15 protein-coding genes and 1 pseudogene are annotated in these 17,808 nt (G+C 56.3%); 14 read left to right on the top strand and 2 right to left on the bottom strand.

What is annotated here, in order from left to right; genetic code table 11:
- The first annotated feature begins 1 nt into the window (after position 1).
- The 14 genes and pseudogenes from gmd (at position 2) to R4P47_RS13425 (ending at position 15,616) form a co-directional block, all read left to right on the top strand.
- Positions 2-1,024, top strand: coding sequence for a GDP-mannose 4,6-dehydratase (gene gmd, locus R4P47_RS13360; RefSeq protein ID WP_037147620.1), 1,023 nt, complete (start codon positions 2-4; stop codon positions 1,022-1,024).
- Positions 1,021-2,016, top strand: coding sequence for a GDP-L-fucose synthase (locus R4P47_RS13365; RefSeq protein ID WP_317784972.1), 996 nt, complete (start codon positions 1,021-1,023; stop codon positions 2,014-2,016). The genes gmd and R4P47_RS13365 overlap by 4 nt, the downstream gene beginning before the upstream one ends.
- A 60-nt stretch (positions 2,017-2,076) precedes the next feature.
- Entirely contained in the window at positions 2,077-2,805 is a 729-nt protein-coding gene (locus R4P47_RS13370) for a hypothetical protein (RefSeq protein WP_317784973.1), read from the top strand.
- Complete coding sequence (locus tag R4P47_RS13375; protein WP_317784974.1) at positions 2,806-4,074, top strand: glycosyltransferase family 4 protein; 1,269 nt, start codon at positions 2,806-2,808, stop codon at positions 4,072-4,074.
- Positions 4,074-4,886, top strand: coding sequence for a glycosyltransferase (locus R4P47_RS13380; protein WP_317784975.1), 813 nt, complete (start codon positions 4,074-4,076; stop codon positions 4,884-4,886). Before R4P47_RS13375 ends, R4P47_RS13380 begins: the two co-directional genes overlap by 1 nt.
- A 15-nt stretch (positions 4,887-4,901) precedes the next feature.
- Entirely contained in the window at positions 4,902-6,221 is a 1,320-nt protein-coding gene (locus R4P47_RS13385) for a hypothetical protein (RefSeq protein ID WP_317784976.1), read from the top strand.
- Positions 6,208-7,533: a hypothetical protein gene (locus tag R4P47_RS13390; RefSeq protein WP_317784977.1), complete on the top strand. Its 1,326-nt coding sequence runs from the start codon at positions 6,208-6,210 to the stop codon at positions 7,531-7,533. Before R4P47_RS13385 ends, R4P47_RS13390 begins: the two co-directional genes overlap by 14 nt.
- Before the next feature lie 66 nt (positions 7,534-7,599).
- Positions 7,600-8,727 carry a glycosyltransferase gene (locus R4P47_RS13395; protein ID WP_317784978.1) on the top strand — a complete coding sequence of 376 codons (1,128 nt, stop codon included), beginning with the start codon at positions 7,600-7,602 and terminating at the stop codon, positions 8,725-8,727.
- A gap of 70 nt (positions 8,728-8,797) precedes the next feature.
- Entirely contained in the window at positions 8,798-9,322 is a 525-nt protein-coding gene (locus tag R4P47_RS13400; RefSeq protein ID WP_317784979.1) for a DapH/DapD/GlmU-related protein, read from the top strand.
- 516 nt (positions 9,323-9,838) lie between these two features.
- Positions 9,839-10,606: an SGNH/GDSL hydrolase family protein gene (locus tag R4P47_RS13405; RefSeq protein WP_317784980.1), complete on the top strand. Its 768-nt coding sequence runs from the start codon at positions 9,839-9,841 to the stop codon at positions 10,604-10,606.
- Positions 10,607-10,931: 325 nt separating this feature from the next.
- Positions 10,932-11,513: a serine O-acetyltransferase gene (locus tag R4P47_RS13410; RefSeq protein WP_317784981.1), complete on the top strand. Its 582-nt coding sequence runs from the start codon at positions 10,932-10,934 to the stop codon at positions 11,511-11,513.
- 676 nt (positions 11,514-12,189) lie between these two features.
- A pseudogene (locus tag R4P47_RS13415) lies at positions 12,190-13,095 on the top strand (IS110 family transposase); the annotation flags it as partial.
- 637 nt (positions 13,096-13,732) lie between these two features.
- Positions 13,733-15,358 carry a polysaccharide biosynthesis tyrosine autokinase gene (locus tag R4P47_RS13420; RefSeq protein ID WP_317784982.1) on the top strand — a complete coding sequence of 542 codons (1,626 nt, stop codon included), beginning with the start codon at positions 13,733-13,735 and terminating at the stop codon, positions 15,356-15,358.
- A gap of 63 nt (positions 15,359-15,421) precedes the next feature.
- Positions 15,422-15,616, top strand: coding sequence for a hypothetical protein (locus R4P47_RS13425; RefSeq protein WP_317784983.1), 195 nt, complete (start codon positions 15,422-15,424; stop codon positions 15,614-15,616).
- A gap of 61 nt (positions 15,617-15,677) precedes the next feature.
- On the opposite strand, the gene R4P47_RS13430 is transcribed toward R4P47_RS13425, so the two are convergent.
- Positions 15,678-15,812, bottom strand: a complete 135-nt coding sequence (locus R4P47_RS13430) for a hypothetical protein (RefSeq protein WP_317784984.1) — start codon at positions 15,810-15,812, stop codon at positions 15,678-15,680.
- A 74-nt stretch (positions 15,813-15,886) separates the two neighbouring features.
- Complete coding sequence (locus R4P47_RS13435; protein WP_317784985.1) at positions 15,887-17,662, bottom strand: DUF4012 domain-containing protein; 1,776 nt, start codon at positions 17,660-17,662, stop codon at positions 15,887-15,889.
- Positions 17,663-17,808 lie beyond the last annotated feature (146 nt).

Here is a 17,808-nt window from a genome sequence, read left to right on the forward strand (position 1 = left end):
AGTGAAACGCGCATTGATAACTGGCATCACCGGCCAGGATGGCTCGTATTTGGCCGAACTGCTGCTGAGCAAGGGCTACGAGGTGCACGGACTCATTCGACGTTCGTCCACCTTCAACACCTCGCGTATCGATCACCTGTACCAGGATCCGCACGACAAAGATGCAAAGTTGTTCTTGCACTACGGCGATCTGAGTGACGGTGCACGTCTCGTCACATTGCTCACCGAAATCCAGCCCGACGAGGTCTACAACCTGGGTGCGCAGTCCCATGTGCGCGTCAGCTTCGATGAACCCGAGCACACCGGCAATACCACCGGCGTCGGCTCCATCCGCCTGCTCGAGGCAGTACGCCTTGCCGGCCTCCAGTGCCGCTTCTATCAGGCGTCGAGCTCCGAGATGTTCGGAGCCACTCCTCCTCCGCAGAACGAAGAGACTCCGTTCTATCCGCGCTCCCCGTACGGGGCAGCCAAGGTCTACGCCTACTGGGTCACCAAGAACTACCGCGAGGCGTACGGCATCTTCGCCGTCAACGGCATTCTGTTCAACCACGAATCACCGCGTCGTGGCGAAACTTTCGTCACCCGCAAGATCACTCGGGCCGTTGCACGCATCAAGGCCGGCCTGGAGCAGAACGTGTACATGGGCAACTTGGATGCCATCCGCGACTGGGGTTACGCCCCCGAGTATGTCGAGGGCATGTGGCGGATGCTGCAGGTCGATGAGCCGGACGACTTCGTGTTGGCCACCGGCGGCAACTTCTCGGTGAAGGACTTCCTCGTCGTAGCTTTCGAGCGAGCTGGCTTGGACTGGGAGAAGCACGTCAAGTTCGACGAGCGCTATCTGCGTCCCACCGAGGTGGACGCTCTTATCGGTGACGCGAGCAAGGCCGAAGCAAAGCTCGGGTGGAAGGCGACGGTCCACACGCCGGAGCTCGCCAAAATCATGGTCGACGCCGACATCGCGGCCCTCGAGCACGAGGGTCGACCGTGGATCGACCGTCCGGCACTGCCGGATTGGGCATGAGCGCCGTGAATACGAATGGGTCGGCTGCATCCGACTACACACCAGCTCCGCTCGATCGCGACGCTCCATTTTACGTGGCCGGGCACCGTGGTTTGGTCGGATCCGCCATCTGGCGACAGCTCGAGGCATTGGGATTCAGTGATCTGATCGGGCGCTCCTCGTCAGAGCTGGATCTCAAGGACCGTGATTCAGTGTTCGCATTCTTCGAGGCGACCAAGCCGGCAACTGTGGTGCTCGCGGCCGCCAAAGTTGGTGGCATTCTCGCCAACAGCACGTATCCGGTAGATTTCCTTTCGGACAATCTGCGCATCCAGGTGAACGTGCTGGACGCAGCGTTGGCGCAGAACGTGCAGCGTGTGTTGTTCCTCGGGTCGTCGTGCATCTATCCAAAGTTGGCACCGCAGCCGATCAAGGAGGAGTACCTGCTCACGGGGCACCTTGAGCCGACCAACGATGCGTATGCCATCGCGAAGATTGCTGGCATCCTGCAGATCCAGTCGGTACGTAAGCAGTACGGACTTCCATGGATCTCCGCCATGCCGACCAACTTGTACGGTCCGGGCGACAATTTCTCCCCGAAGGGCTCGCATGTCTTGCCTGCGCTTATTCGTCGTTACGACGAGGCCCGCCGAGATCGTATAGAAAAGGTGACGAACTGGGGTAGCGGATCTCCGCGGCGTGAATTCTTGCATGTCGACGACATGGCGGCCGCGTGCATTCACTTGCTGGAGCACTACGACGGACCGGACCAAGTGAACGTCGGTACCGGCGAGGACGCGACGATCAAGGAGATCGCCGGTATTGTTGCATCCGCGGTCGGCTTCGAGGGTGAGACCGAGTGGGACACCACAAAGCCGGATGGGACGCCCCAGAAGCTGCTTGATGTCAGTAAGCTCCGGAACGCGGGATGGAAGCCGCAGATCGACCTTTCTACGGGAATCCGGTCAACCATCGAGTGGTACCAAAGCCATTCGAGAGTCCTCAGGCGGTAGCGACCCGTAGGGCAACCACCTCGCAGACCCGACAACCAACCGTAAATAAGGTAGAAAACAATGACCAGTGAGGGTCGCGCACTCAAAACCATTCAGGCACTCGTATGGTTAATGCCTCAGAGCAGGCTCAAACTATCTTTACTGCGTGCCTTCGGCCACACTATCGCTCGTCATGTGGTTGTAGGACCAAACCTCGTTTGGGGTTGCTCGCACTTTGATATGAAATCCGGCGTCAAGGTTGGACCGTTCAATGTATTTCGGGATCTTCGCTCTGTGATGCTCAACGGGGACAACCTTATCGGGTCCTGGAACTGGTTCAGCGCGGCTCGCGCATATCAAGACTTTGATGGCAATGCCGGTGCACTGGAATTAGGTTCCGGATCGTTCATAACTAGCCGACACTACCTTGATTGCTCGGGCCGAATCCAAATTGGACAAATGTCGGGAATTGCCGGCGTGAGGTCTGTTTTTCAAACCCACGAAATCGATGTGGTTGAAAACGTGACGACTATCGGTCACATCACTATCGGAAACTATTGCTTCGTGAGCTCAAACTGTTTGGCCCTAAAGGGTTCGAATCTACCGCACAGATCTCTGCTCGCGGCAGGCTCTCTCCTGACTAAGCAAGCAGCTACGTCAGAAATGCGATCTGGTCTATGGGCGGGAAGGCCGGCAAAAAATGTCAAGGGCATGACCGGAGCCTGGTTCGACCGGGAAGAACCGCATACTTGGGTCAATCAAAATGTGAAACTGGACGCTGCGATCGTCGACTCCGATGAGGTTTGCTAGATGCAAAGCGAAAATGGACGCGTCTACATTCTCGGCCTGAATTACGAGCCGGAAACGGCGGGAATTGGACCGTATACGACCGAGCTAGCGAATGAGCTTGTCAAACGCGGACAGCCCGTATCTGTAGTTACCGGACTTCCCCATTACCCTCAGTGGAAGGTAGACCAAGCCTACAAAGAGGAGCTTGGCCGAACTCCGATCAACAAACCGGGACAGCCGACGGTCACACGTGTGAGTCACTACGTACCTGAACAGCCTACTCTTCTACGAAGACTACTGATGGAGTCGACCTTCGCATTCCGTGCTCTCATTAAACTACAAAAGTGGCAGCCGAAGAATCTGGATGCGGTGATTCTGGTGAGCCCATCATTGATCTCTAGCCTCTTGGTTTGCATACGATATATAGGTCGGCGGGGTAGGCCGAGAATCATTCTGTGGATGCAAGACAGCTACGCGATGGCAGCACGCGAGACGGATCAAGCATCGTCGCTAGCGTCGAGAATCATTGCTTATCTGGAGCAATTCTTGATCAGACATGTCGATGTCGTTGTTGTAATTCACGAAAATTTTGCGGAGGGCATTCGGGCAGTGCTCTCTGCTGGCGAGACCCAAGTGCGAGTAGTCCGGAACTGGATAAAAGCAAAGGAAACCCGCTTGGCAGCCTTTACCCCAGATGTTCGAAGCATTATGGGTTGGCCCCAGGACGCCGTAGTCGTGATGCATTCCGGTAATATAGGAATAAAGCAGGGGCTTGAAAACATAGTCGAGGCCGCAAGGATTTCTCTGGTCTCAGAACCAAACATCTACTTCGCCATTATCGGAGATGGAAACCAGCGGACAAAAATAGAGCACTTGGCGGAGGGCGTGATGAACCTTCAAGTCCGAGGCCCGCTCGATTCGGATATGTTCGTGTCGGCAATGAGAGAGGCTGACGTTTTACTCGTTAACGAGAAACCCGGTGTCAAAGGGATGTCGCTGCCCAGCAAGTTGACCTCGTACTGGGCGGCAGCCAAGCCGGTAATATGTGCCGTGGAGCCAGGCGGTAATACTCAGGCAGAAGCTAACAGTACTGGCGCTGCTCTTGTCGTAAACGCTGGACAACCTCTCCAGCTAATTGAGGCCATAAAGCTCCTATCTGGCGACCAGAGATTTAGGGACGGTCTAGTTAAGAACGGTCTCCAGCACGTCGAGAACAGGCTTAGTCTTAGAAGCGCCGTTGACGAATTCGAGGAAATTTTGTCGGCTACCAACATCAGGGGGTTACAGTAATGACCAGCCTATCGCTGCTCATGCCAGCTAGGAATAGTGAAACATATATCGCCAGCGCGCTCCGGTCGGTCCTTTCGCAGATGCGTGACGAAGACGAGATAATAGTTCAGGATTGTCTCTCAACCGATAGCACGATCAACATTGTCCGTGAAATAGCGCAGAATGATCCGAGAGTAAGTATCACTTCGGAAGACGATTCCGGTCAGTCAGATGCCCTAAATAAGGCGCTCGCCAGGGCTACGGGCACGTATGTCGGCTGGCTCAATTCAGATGATATCGTCGCGGCGGGTTTCTTTAGCAACTTTTACAACGCGATTGAAAGAATCGACAATAGTTCGATAATCATCGGCGGCCACCAAACTTGTACCGCTGACGGCACAGTCCTTCGGACGTATCGGGCACAAAAATTAAACAAGCGCCGTTTGCTGATTTTAGGTTGTTACGTATTTTCGGGATCGCTATTTATACGACGGACCACGCTTGAGGAGATGGGTGGGTTCAACACTGACCTCCATTTTGGTATGGATTTGGATTTGATGCTGAGGTTGCCTAAAGATGCTGATAGCCAAACTCTTGTGCATCACACCGCGGGCGTTCTGAGGTTGCATCCGGGGTCTAAGACCGGCTCTGGCCCGTTGCGTTTCGTGGGGGAGGCCAGTCGGATCCGCCTGGCCTATTCCCAGACTGTAATCGACTACTGGCTGAGCGCTTTAGGTGGCTGTCTGCAGCTAGCATCAATTGCCACCACGAATGTGAGAAAGTCGAAAGCATATATCTTTGCACGCGAACTCACAGTTCGTCCCAACAAGTAAGGAAGTAGGCCGAAGATGCTGCATGCGCAACCCAGCCAAACCAATGATCCACTCATTACCGCTGGAAAATTGCAAGCATTGGCGGTCGGTTTTCTCGCGTCGATCTACATCTCTTTTGGCGGAAGGTTTTCGCTTACAGAGTTAATCTCTGTGATCTCCTTCCCGTTGCTGATACTGGCGGTTCCAAACGGACCGAGATTCTTTCGGCTCTTTGCCAGCGCGTTCACAGTCGCAATTGCTTTATTTTATAGTGGATGGCGATTCAATAAGCCAGAAGCGTTGATTGCACCGGCCGTTGCTAATGTTCTGTTCACCATCTCGCTCGCGGTGCTAATCGCAGCATTGCTGAAAAAATACGGTCTTGCGCGTTTATCGGAGCTGTCTATCGGCCTAGCGCTCGGAGTTATTGCTGGAGTGTTCACGAGCCCGACCCTTTCTCAGAATCAAGATTCGTGGAAGTTTGGATTTGGAGTCTCTCTAGCTTTGTTTTCTGTTATTATTGTCGACCGCTTGCTCCGTCGAAAAAAACTATTCTGGGCACTGCTCGCCGGCTTGGCTGTCAGTGTTGTAAACATCTATATGGGCTCACGTTCCTTAGCGGTATTCGGCGCAATTTCGATAATTTTTGCAGTTGTAACATTTTCGTACCAGCAAGAGGGCATAGCGGATCGTATAAAACAGTCAATGCATAGGATTAAGCTCGGACGCATAGCGCTTGCGGCCGCCCTTGCAGGTCTTGCCGTTTTTACATTGGTGAAGCTTCTAGCTGGCGGCGCATTTGGCGAGATAGCGCAACGTAAGCTTACGAACCAATCTGGAGATCTTGGACCTTTGATCGGAGCTCGGAAAGAGATCGTACCTCTGCTATTTAGCATAAAGGAAAGCCCATTGGCTGGCTGGGGTCCGGCCCCTTCCCCACCCCCGTCAGTGCGTAACCAAGCTGCCTTGTGGTTTGTCGAACATCGGTACGAGTTGCAACCTTTCGAGATAGAGTCGTTGTTTAAGGTACCTACTCTGTCACTACACTCCGTTGTGTTGGGTCTATTTGCAACGGCGGGCATTTTTGCGATTCCTCTGGTTCTATGCTTCGCATCTGGCTTGTATAGATCTCTAGTTGAGGCGCTTAGACTTCAGTCATCAGTCGCGTTCTACTTGAGCCTTACGGGTATTTGGGCATTCTTTTTTTCACCGCTGGGCGATACTACAAGGATTCAGCTTGCGATACCGCTTGCATTAGGCCTGGTTGTAACATCTGTTCCAAAGCGACGAAGGACCGTCGATCCGAGGCGCCAATTTTCGAACCCTCAGTACACGCTGGCCAGTGAACGTGCTTAATAAAGACGAACGCCGTGCAGTGATCAGAGGCGGTGGTGTACGTGCTTTATCGGCCCCCCTATATGCCTTCTCGGTGCTCGTAGTCACATCGGTCACGGTTGCCGGCGCAGGTGATTTGTTCACGCGTGTATCCATCGTTGCAACTCTCGCGCTACTGATCCCTTTCGCTGATCTGGGGCTAGGTGCGATCATTTTTAATTTCTGTGGTGTAGATGCGCCGCAAGTTCGAGTCCAGCAAATTGTGTACTCGATAACGTGGGTGCTCGGATGCATGTCGGTGTTGATTTCCGCCGTGGCAATGCTCGCGGTGCCCATGAATTTGTGGTCAAGGCTGCTTAACAGTGACATCAGTCATAACGAAAGCATTGTGTATACGATGGCAGTCATCTTGTTCGCTGTGAACATGCCATTGTTGACTGGTTCGAAGATTCTGATAGCGAGAAACAGAAATCACCACCTTTCTATAATCTCAGTGGCCGCGCCGTTAGTTAGCATCGTAGTAGTTTTAGTCTTCGCCGTTCAAAGGGCGTGGCCGCCTCTTTACTGTTTGCCACTCATTTTAGGCTATACGGTAAGCAATACGACCGCTACGGTAATGGCTTGGCGTTCGTTGCGTCTTACACTTTGTGGGTTTGTAGTCAATTGGAGAGTGCGTCTTCCGGGGACTGCCTCCATAATGCCGATGATGATTATTACCGTGGGGCTTCCCATTTCTAGTCAAGTTGGCCGCCTGCAGGTCCAAGAGAACAGCGCATCAGAATTGAGTTCGTATATCCTGTCCACTCAGCTTTGTACGGCGGTTTGGTCGGTACTGGCCACTGCGGCTGCCGCTTTCTGGCCAGCGTTTAGCAGTCGACGCGGTAACTTCAAGATTGTTTACGGTCTATGGTTTCGGTCTTCGTTAACCTTCATATTGGTTGGCATATTAGTTGGATCCTTATTCAGTGCGACACTGCCCGTGGCGTCCAGTATTGTCTCAGGTGGCGATATACGTACATCTTATAGCCTGGCAATTATGCTGGGCCTTCTCCTGGTTGTACAAAGTGCGCATGTCGTGTCCGGAATGTTGTTGACCCAACCAATCGAAATGTGGCTTCAGGCCCTGAGTGTGATGTTTGTGACGCTCAGCGTTCTGGCTTTGGGGCCGATGATGGTTGGTCAATTTGGTGCCGTCGGGGCTACGGGTTCGCTCGTACTGTCTATTCTGATTTTTCACTTCGTTGTAGACATATTTCTGGTTCCCTACCGTTTGTCCCGTAAGCGTTCAGTCGTTGGGTCTAGTCAGCCTCATCTGATAGGAAATTCAGGTTAAGGATTTTAGTGTCATTTTTCCAACTCGACGGGGAATCTGCTGAGTGCATTGCGAAAGGAGTTTAAAGTGAGAATCTTGCATGTCGTGACCTTAGTATCTCCTGATGGTGAATACGGGGGGCCCACTCGTGTCTGCTTGTCTCAAACCGCAGCCTTACAGGAAATGGGACACGACGTCGATTTGCTTGCGACTTACCGCGGTTGGCAAAGCCCGCCCGAGGAGTTCGGGGGGGTCAGTGCGATGCTCTTTTTGTCGAGAAGGGCACTATGGTCTTCTAGATTTTCTGCGATCTTCTCGATGGCATCTATGCTATGGATGTTGCGAAGATATAAAGACTATGATGTTGTTCACCTACACTTCGCCCGGGATATCTTCTCCCTTTCGGTCGGTGCGTTGTTGAGTGCGTTGCACCCGAGGTTTGTTGTTCAGTGTCATGGAATGGTCATTCAGAAAACATCGAAGCTCGCCCGATTACTTGATGCTGTGATTACCCGACGTGTTTTAAGGGCGGCCAGTGCCATTCTTTGTCTGAATGAATCTGAGGCGCATTCAGTGGCTGCGGTTGCAAAGTGTGAAGCAGGATCGAAAATAGTAATTTTGGGCAATGGAGTGATTGCTCCGCGCGATCTGGCTACCGCTGCGCCGGCAGCGGCACGGATGGAGGTGCTGTTTGTCTCGCGTTTGCATCCAAGGAAGCGCCCTCTAACATTCGTTGAGATGGCCGTGTTGCTGCTCGATGAAGGTCTGGATGCGGACTTTGTCTTGATTGGCCCCGATGAGGGCGAAGCGGCGTCGGTGGAAAAGAGGATTCGATCTACGAAGTATTCGGATAGCATAAGGTGGGTTGGGCCCGTACCCCCAGAGATGATCCAGGCAAGGATGGCCTCTGCGGACGTGTATGTGCTAACTGCGATCGACGAGCCTTTTGGAATGACTCTGATTGAAGCTATGTCCGTTGGGGTGCCAGTTGTTGCCACCAGTAGTGGGGGTTTGGCGGCTTCGATCCGTGAGTACGGAGCTGGACTGGTGGTGGAGGATTCGGCTGCGTCTCTCAGCGAGGCCGTTCGGCAACTTTGTAGAGACCCAGATTTACGGAGGCGTTGTGGTGAAGGTGGACTCCGAGCAGTGAAAGAGACTCATTCAATCGCAGACGTATGTCGCAAATTGGTGGCGATTTATGCATCAGTGTGGTAGCTGACAGGATGATGCAATTGGTCGGAAACGGCGGATGTGCTGGTGCGTAGAATCCGCTATATTGATAAGCATGGACGAGATACCTGTTAGGGATTTGAGTCGATTTACTGGCTCGGGGTACGAACGTGGCCGAAGCGTTGTTTGGCAAGTAGCTTGGCTTTTCATATGGGGAACCGTCGGCCAGCGTTGGTGGTGCCCTAATCGTGTAAGGATTTCTATCCTGCGTGTGTTTGGTGCGGATATTGGTATTGGTGTGATTCTACGGCATGGAGTCAAAATTCATTGGCCTTGGAAACTGAAAGTGGGCGACCACAGTTGGATCGGTGAGGCTAGTTGGATTCTGAACTTGGAACCGGTGACCATAGGATCAAACGTTTGCGTCTCGCAGGGTGTGCTGTTGTGCTCCGGGAGCCACGATCGGTTCGGAGAGACGTTTGAGTTCGACAATGGTCCGATCGTTATATCGGACGGTGTATGGATTGCGGCCCGCGCGGTGGTCTTAAGGGGCGTTGAAATTGGTCGCGGCGTAACTATTGGGTGCAATACCGTGGTACGCAGATCGATAGCGGCTGGGTCTGGTTCGTACACGGGATAGAGAATCTGTAAGAAGAAGTTAGATTATTCTGGTAAGACGGGTGTTCAGGTTCCTCGGTTCGGCGTTCAATTGGATGTGCGAATTTGCAAGTGCATGATCTCAGTTTATTCAAGCCACGAATCCTGGTTTGTTGTAGTGGTCCTGAATAATCCGTTTTTCAGGGATACCAACTAGAGGCGCTTAAGTAAGTTATGCTCTTTGTGTGCCTTTTTGTCTGCCGCCGCTGCATTGGGTCGTCCGTGTTGACACGTTTTGGCGTCGAGAGCAGATACGGAAATTGTGGTGCAGCGACCTCGTGCTGGGTTGATGCAGCTGTCGATGGCGGTGGACAAGTTTTGCTTATTCCGCCGGTTAAGCGGTTTTGCCTGGTAGCGCAATTGGAGCGATCTCGGAAGCGTACTCGATCGGAATATTGGCAAAACGGTAAGAGCTGAAATCTTGATGTCAACTGCCGGAAGCTGGTAAACGTCGTCCCCTAGCCAGCTGTATCTCGAATGCTCTGACATGATAGTCCCTATGCCAAGGAATCCATTGGGAAGTAAAAATGTGTCGTTCGGCTTGTCGGCACTGGCCAGCGCAGTTGCTGTGTTGCTTGTAGTTTGTTTTGCAATCTATGCTGGCATCACTTCACTCAACCGTGACGTTCCGGGCGGGGACGCGGTTCGCTTCGCTCAGCCCGGCATAGGCGGGGGTCGAACAACCTCAGCGGTGTTCGTCGGAGACTCCTACACTGAGGGAGTGGGGTCTTCATCGGAGTCGTTGCGTTGGACCTCGCAAGTCTCTGCCGACATGGGTTGGTACGAAATTAATCTCGGGGTTGGCGGTACTGGGTATTTGAACGCTATGGAATCAAGCGATTGCCAGCGTGCTTCGTGTTCCGCGTATAGGGATCAAGTAGGCATTATCGCGCAGTTTTCTCCTAGTGTAGTTGTTGTTGCTGGTGGTCAAAATGATATGGCTGCGATGTTGATAGACCCGTCCGTTGTTGAACTAGCGGTACAAAAGACATACCGCGAGATCAGAAGAGCGCTTCCGAATGTTCAAATCGTGGCGGTGGGTCCGAGCTTCCCGACGCCAGCCGAGGATGTGGAGACCGAAGCTGGCAGACTGCGCTTAGATAGGGCTGTACGCTCGGCGGCTGACGAAGCATCCGGAGTGTATGTCTCGCTCATGGACCCGTCTGTCATTAGTCCGTCAATGATCCTGCCCGACATGAACCATGTCAACGACATTGGGCATCGCGCGATCGCCGACCGCGTGGTATCAGTTCTATTGCGCGAATAGCCTGTGAGCCGACGCCGTGAAGACCCGGTCGTCTATCAACAGGTATAACACGCGTTCCGAGTTGTTCGCAGGGTCAAGATTACGGAGCGGGTCCTTTAGGACGTCGAGTGCCCAAGAGATTCAGACGTTGGTTACGGTCACTAGCTGGAGTGCCAGTTTACTAACTGTCGAAGCGCTGAGCTGTTGCGAGGAGCGCGATGCCTGGTGAGTGAATGCTTTCGCGGCAGGCGGGCCGCAGCAGGGGCTGGAGAGCGTCTATGCGCAGATCGACAGGGCAATCGCAGAGCATTGCTGTAGTCTCATAAAGACGAAGAGAGGTAAACGGATGGTCGAGATCGGATTGCGAGCGGTGCGAGCTGATATGGATATTTGGCGCGGTTTTTTTACCTACCTACGTCGGGACTTCGAGCGATATGTACCCAATCCGGCGTTGGGTCGTTACTCGATGTTGCGTATATTCGTAGTCCACCCTGGGGCCCGATCGACCGCGCTGCTCCGTCTGCAGGAAAATTCGCCGCTTTCTCGGTTCGGAATCTTGAAAACCCTTATTAGATCATTGAACTTGTTTCTGACTGGAGCCGACTTTGTTCCAGGTTGTGTAATTGGACCGGGACTGATGATGCAACATCCAAATGGCATAGTCGTTGGGTCGACGGTGTCGGCTGGCGCGAAGCTGACCGTCTTGCAGCAAGTCACAATCGGCGAGTCCATCAGTTCCATTAGCGATCTTTCGAATCCGATAATTGGTAACGAGGTATTATTGGGCGCCGGTTCGCGGATTTTAGGTGGGGTAAAAATTGGCAATAACGCCAAGGTGGGTGCCAATGCGGTAGTCCTTATAGACGTGCCAGATTCAGCGACAGCCGTGGGGATTCCGGCGCGGATAGCCGGTACATCGGAGGCATAAATGTCTTAATAGCGGCTACCGTTGGGCGCGCGGTGTCGCAGGTTTGATGGCATTGAACAGTTACAAGTCAACGATCCCGTGATCCTGGCGGTATCGGCCTCTAAATCATTGTGGCACCGGATAAGACGGCGATGCCTCGCGGGGATGCGGTAATCACGCCTACCATGTTTCCGTAGTCGGTCTTCTGTCCGGGATGGCTCGTGGTTTACCTGGAGGCGCGCCCCGGGGCGAGGTTGAGCTCCGACCATCCCATCGCCGCCGACTTAGCGCCCATCGTCGCTGTTCATTCAGCGAAGCACCGATGCACCGATGCCCGTGCTGTACGAGTCACTCAGAGAAGCGACTAAGTACTCCGAATCCGGAATGGGTATGGAAAAGGGTTGGCTGCTGCCTGCAGTGCTCCTGAACGGGATCCGATCTGAGACCATCCCCGTTATCTTTTAGCTGGTCCTTGAAACCGAGGGCTACGGTCGCCAGACTTGGTATGAATTCTCGCCCACGTCATCAATGATCCGGGGCGTGATGTCGCCGGGTGTGGGGGGCGTCGAAAGACCGCTGATAGGGACAGGGCCGTTGATCGTGAGCAGGTCTCTTCATAACGTGGGTGTCGACGTCGGATCGGCGACCGGTGGTAACCGGATGAAGGACTGTTTCATGGACACGAGGTGGTTTTGTTTTGAGGCATCGACGTGCGAAATCCGAACATAACGTTGTCGGTCTCGCCGTCGACGTAACTCGTCTCTACGGCGAAGCCTTGCCCAATGACGAGGCCCGACTGTGCGCAGTTTTTGACCGCCTCGCCACACGCGGGCCGCTGTTGATCGTCGTCGATGAGCGCAACACGATCGGCGCCCTACCGGTCACCGTCGGCCGCTCCTGCGGTCACCAGGTCGCGTACCTTCCAGGTTTGTCCATACGCCGCATCGCAGATCTGTATCCCGGGCAAGCGAAAACTATTGCGCGGGACACGTCCATCATCGCCGACACGGCCCGGATCATGCCCCTTTCGCTGCGGCGAGTAGCTACCGGCGATGACACACTCGCCGAGCTGGATGTCCTGATCGGTTTCGATGACAATCTCGCCGGTGATGCAACCCGCACCAGCAACCGAATCCGCGGACTGCAGACCGGCGTTAATCCCGCGCTCGAACGATTCCTTGGACCGCATGTGACACCCGGCAGTGCTCGAGATCCTGTCCCGCTGCGGTGGCCCTGCCGGCATCCGCGCTGCTGGTTGAGGGAAACTGACCGCTATGGCCGCCAAAAACGCGCCCAGGATGGGGGCAAGACTGGTTGCGGAGATCTACGCCGCCTTCAAGTCTCAGACGGTAGTGGTGCCCGGGGCCGCGCGGCTTGCAGAGACTGCTCTACCCAAACCGCGTACTCGCTCAAAGAGGCGTTGCAACAATGGAAAACAATCGCCGTGGACGTCCAGGCGATGCTCGATGCCCACCCTCTTTCCTCGGTCCCGATCTCGATGCCAGGCATCGGAATCAGAACAGCAGCACGCATCCTCCTCGAAGTCGGCGACGGTTCGGCATTCAAATCAGCCGGTCACCTCGCCACGTACGCCGGCGTCGCAGCGCGGCAACCGTACGAGGGGCCTCCGCACTGAGTGTGGTGCACTGTGTGACGATCGATGGTTGGTTGTACCGGAGGATTCGCGAACGCCGGGGCGGCACTACGTAGTAAACGAATCGGCGGTGGCTGCGCCGCTCTGGATCGGACATAACAGCAGAGCGTCGGACGATCCAGGCCGAGATTGACGAGGAGGCCGACAAGTCGGCATCGGCGATCAGTCCGCCTGCCGCGCTACGCGGCAGGCGGGGTCACATTGGGGTTCTTCACCGGTGCCGCATAGCGTGTTTACGTTATCGCGTCGGGGACATCAGCTGGTCCGGGTGGAAAACGCGGGCAGCCAGCCGGTGGTAGGGATCACCGTGAGTGATGCGACGGGTGCCTTCTTGTCTATCGTCTCTGCACAGCCGTACTGATGAAACAATGCCAACCGGTGAAGTTCGCGCGGATGAATCGGGCTCGGTTCCCCGGTGACACGTCACAACGGGGAATTGACTTATTTGTGCTCAAGTATCGAACGAATGAATTGACGAGTGTTACGCCTGGGCTCGTCCGGTGCACGGAAAGCAAGCAGCTATGTAACGATTGAGCCACGCAGTCAGACGTTGCGGGTAGTACGAAACGAACGAGGAGCGCGAATCATGGAGATACAGGATTATCTGAGAATCCTGAGGGCGAGGTGGATCATCATCGCCGTCACCGTGGTCGTAGCGATCCTTGGGGCCCTGGGCACCTCCCTGTTGACGACTCCGCTCTACGAGTCGAGCGCGAGAATGTTCGTCTCCACGTCCGGTGGAACCTCGGTAAGCGAGACGTACCAGGGCAACCTGTTCTCACAGCAACGTGTGGCGTCCTACTCCGAACTGGTCACCAGTGAAGCGCTGGCCGCCCGAGTTCTCGATGTACTCCCGCTCAGTATGACGGCGTCGCAGCTCGCTGCGAAGGTCAGGGCGTCGTCCACTCCCGATACCGTCCTGTTCGACATCACCGTCACCGATGCGTCGGCCGCGAGGGCTCGCGACATTGCCAACGCAATGGCGACCGAGCTGACCAACCAGGTGCGCGAGCTCGAAACCCCCGAGGACGGGGGAACCCCGTCGGCCGGGGTGAAGACCTTCCAACAGGCCGACGCGTCGGCAACCCCGGTCAGTCCCAAGACCAAGCGCAACCTCGCCCTCGGTGCTGCGGTAGGACTGTTGCTCGGCATCGCGTTGGCGGTACTGCGGGATCGTTTGGACAACACCATCAAGAATCGCCGCGAGATCGAAGCGATCTCCGGCAAGGCGCTCGTCGGCACCATTCCGTTCGACAAGGAGCGCAAAACGCACCCGGCCGTCGACTTTCAGGACCTTACGCAGTCGGCCAGCGCCGAGGCTTTCCGTGAGCTCCGCACCAACCTGCAGTTCCTCGAAGTCGATTACCCGCCTCGCGTCATCGTCGTCACCAGTGCGATTCCGAGTGAGGGAAAGACGACCACTGCGCTGAACTTGGCAATCTCTCTTGCCGAGGCCGGCCACCACGTAGTCATCGTCGAAGGCGATCTGCGGCGTCCGCGCATCTCGAAGTACATGGGCCTCATCGGTTCGGTGGGTGTGAGTACCGTGCTTGCCGGACAAGCGAAGGTAGACGAGGTATTGCAGCCGACCAAGTACGAAGGTCTGCAAGCCATGGCGTCGGGCCCGATTCCGCCGAACCCGTCCGAGCTGCTGGGTTCGGAAGCCTCGCGCGCCATGCTGGTGGAACTGCGCTCGAAGTTCGACTACGTGATCGTCGACGGCGCACCACTGTTGCCGGTGACCGACTCGGCCGTGCTGACGACCCATGCCGACGGTGCCCTTCTGGTGACCCGCTACGGACATACGAAGAGCAACGAACTGTCCAGGTCCATCGGCAATCTGGACACGATCGGCGCGCACGTTCTCGGTGTGGTGCTGGCATTGACGCCCTCGAAGAAGGGCGACATGTACAGCTACTCGTACAACTACACCGCCGATACCAACCTGCCCAAGCAAGTGACACCGCCGGTGCCTGCCCCTGCCCCTGCACCTCAGGCACCCGCTGCGTCACTGGCACCGGTTGCCCCACCCACTCCCGCACCGGCGCATGCTCCGCAGGCGCGGCAGTCTTCCCCTCGGTCTGCGTCCGCATCGCCTGCTGCCGGTCCGAGGACGCCCGTGTCAACGCGGGAATCCGAGAACTACCCCCGATCCGATCGGCCGGAGACTTTGCCCAGAAACGGCACCGACAACCCGAGACTGCGGAAGTAGCTATCAGGAGGCCGGACTCAGCTCGATAGCGAAGAGTTGGGCTTCGGCCTTCCGCTTGCACTGATGACAATCCCCGCGCGGGTCATCGCCACGTTCGTTGATTGCATCGTCGAAGTTGCACGGCATTGTTGTGCCAAAAATGCCGTGCAGCAGGACATTTCAGGCGCTATGCCCCGCTCGGAAGACGAACTCGACAAGCGTTACGCACCGAAGGCGCGTTCTTTTGCGCAGTGCGGTGGTGGAAGTTCATTCGATTGAATGACAGCGCACGACGTAAGCGGATGTCCGGCCGCCTCGTCCTTCATCGCGCTACCGGTCGTCAGAACCGACCCTCGTACTCGGCGAGAACGAACAGTGCCACAACGGCAATTACAAGGATCACCAGCACAATCCAAAGAAATGGATGTGTCTGTTCTGGCGGCCTTATCTCGTCGTTTCGCTTTTTTCCGCTCACGAACGAAACTGTAGGTCAGTCTTCCGGAGACCGCACTACCGTCTCGCTGACTGTGACGAGAACGCCGCGGATCTTCAGCACTGCGGAACGTCGATGCTCACCGTCGGCTCATCCACCAACGGCTGCACGGGCACCGTTGCCTCGCCTGGTACGGTCGGCTCCTCGAGTTCCCACGTCACCGTCTGCGACTTGCCCGGCGGAATGGTGAGGTAGGCAGCCTGCACCGGCCGGCCCAGCTCGGTGCCGGCCTGGATGGAAAATCCTGTGATGCCGTTGACCTTCATGGACGTAATCTTCGCGCCCTGAGTGCCGTACAGGTACACGATCGACTCGTTGGTGCCGTACTCCGCCGTCGGCTGGAATGTGCTCGCCACGTAAGGCGTCAGGCCGTTCGGATCCACGTTGTTGGTGAGCGTGGCCGTCACCGTCGACTTGCGGGTACCTGCTGTGCAGGATTCCGCCGAGTACTTGATGTCGCGGGTGAGGTAGTAATCGAGCTTGTTGCCGCCGGCGTTGTTGACCACCACGTTGGCGTACGGTGCCGGGCTGTCCGGCAACACGTGACCCACCTTGGTGCCTGCCAGAATTGCCTGCTCGGCCGGGTCTGCGCTCCACACCGAGATACGGCCCTCGCTGCCGGCGCGGCCCACCGCGTCGAGTAGAGCCCTGGTGGGTGCGGCACCCGTCGTCATCTTCTGCACTACTGCTGCGGCGATCTCCTGCAGGTAGGCCTTACGAGCCAACTGGTCGTCGCCAAATCTGGAATACGCCGTGCTGAGGGTTATTTCCACAACGTTGTCGGCCGTGATCTGCTCACCGTCGGCCAACGTGACCGGGCCCGTGGCACCGAGGATGTAGCTCAACGCAATCGGGTCGGTGGCGATAGCGCCGTTGAGCGCCTCACCGGTCTGCTCGGTCCACATCGAAGACCAGATCTGGCCGGCATACGGAAAGTGCGGGCTCGCATTCGAGTTACGGAAGTCGGTGGTGGTGTTGCGCGGAGCCCACAGTGCGTTGTACTCAGGCCCCAGATCGAGGGGCTGCTCCGCGAACTCGAGTTCGTTGTTGCTGCCGAGCGTATCGACCCGGGCCGTACCGTTCTCGGCCCGAATGATGCCGTAGCCGCCGAGCAAGCCGCCGGTGCCCCGAGCCTCTGCATTGGTCTGGAACGCGAGGAAGTAACTGCGCGGGCCGTTGTCGCCGAGCATCGACGGCAGCAGTTCGCTGGCGATCCGGGTGTTGGTGAGCAGATTCGCGAGGTCGTGTGTCTGATCGATCAGCGACGTGCGAGCCTCGGCCACCACGCCGAGGAAGGCGGGCTCGTCCACCTGCTGGGCCCGTTCACTGAGCTCGTCGGCTGCGGCGGAGGTCTGCTGCAGTACCGGTTGCGCGTCCCGCAGGGCCGCGGTGTCCACCTTGCCGCCGCCCTCCACGAGGCTGCTCGGGTTCAGGCTGGCACCCGCTGCCGACGCGGGGGCGAGCACGTCCACGGCCAACCCCTGCACCACATCGCTGATCTGCGCCACCGATTTCAGGGGACTGCCGAGGTAAGGAACGGCTTTGGCAATGGAGAACGGGATGGACGTCGTTGCCGAGACCGCGTCGTTCGCGGAGTCGGAGGCTCGCGCCGCCGCTGCCTCGGCCCCGGCCGAATCGCCGTCGAGCAGCGCGTCCTTGGCCTGTGTGGCCGAATCGCGGGTGGCGGTCAGGCTCGACTGCGCCGTATAGGCCTCGTAACCGAGCCACACCAGAAATGCGATGACAATGACCAGTAATACCCCCACCGTGACGAGAATCGGCCGCTTTCTGCCCGATTTCCGACCGCGGGTATCGGTGGAACTGGTTGCCATCGTCGGTGGCCTCTCGGTCGAGGAATGTATTCGAGTGCACAGCCTAAAGGGGAGTAGGCAATCTGGCGTACCGGTCGCTCGATCCAGGTAGAGCATTCACACCGGGTCGACTAGTTTGTAATGGGCGATCAAAGATCGAAGTTGAT

The organism is Rhodococcus sp. IEGM 1370, assembly GCF_033142325.1.
GTDB lineage: Bacteria > Actinomycetota > Actinomycetes > Mycobacteriales > Mycobacteriaceae > Rhodococcoides.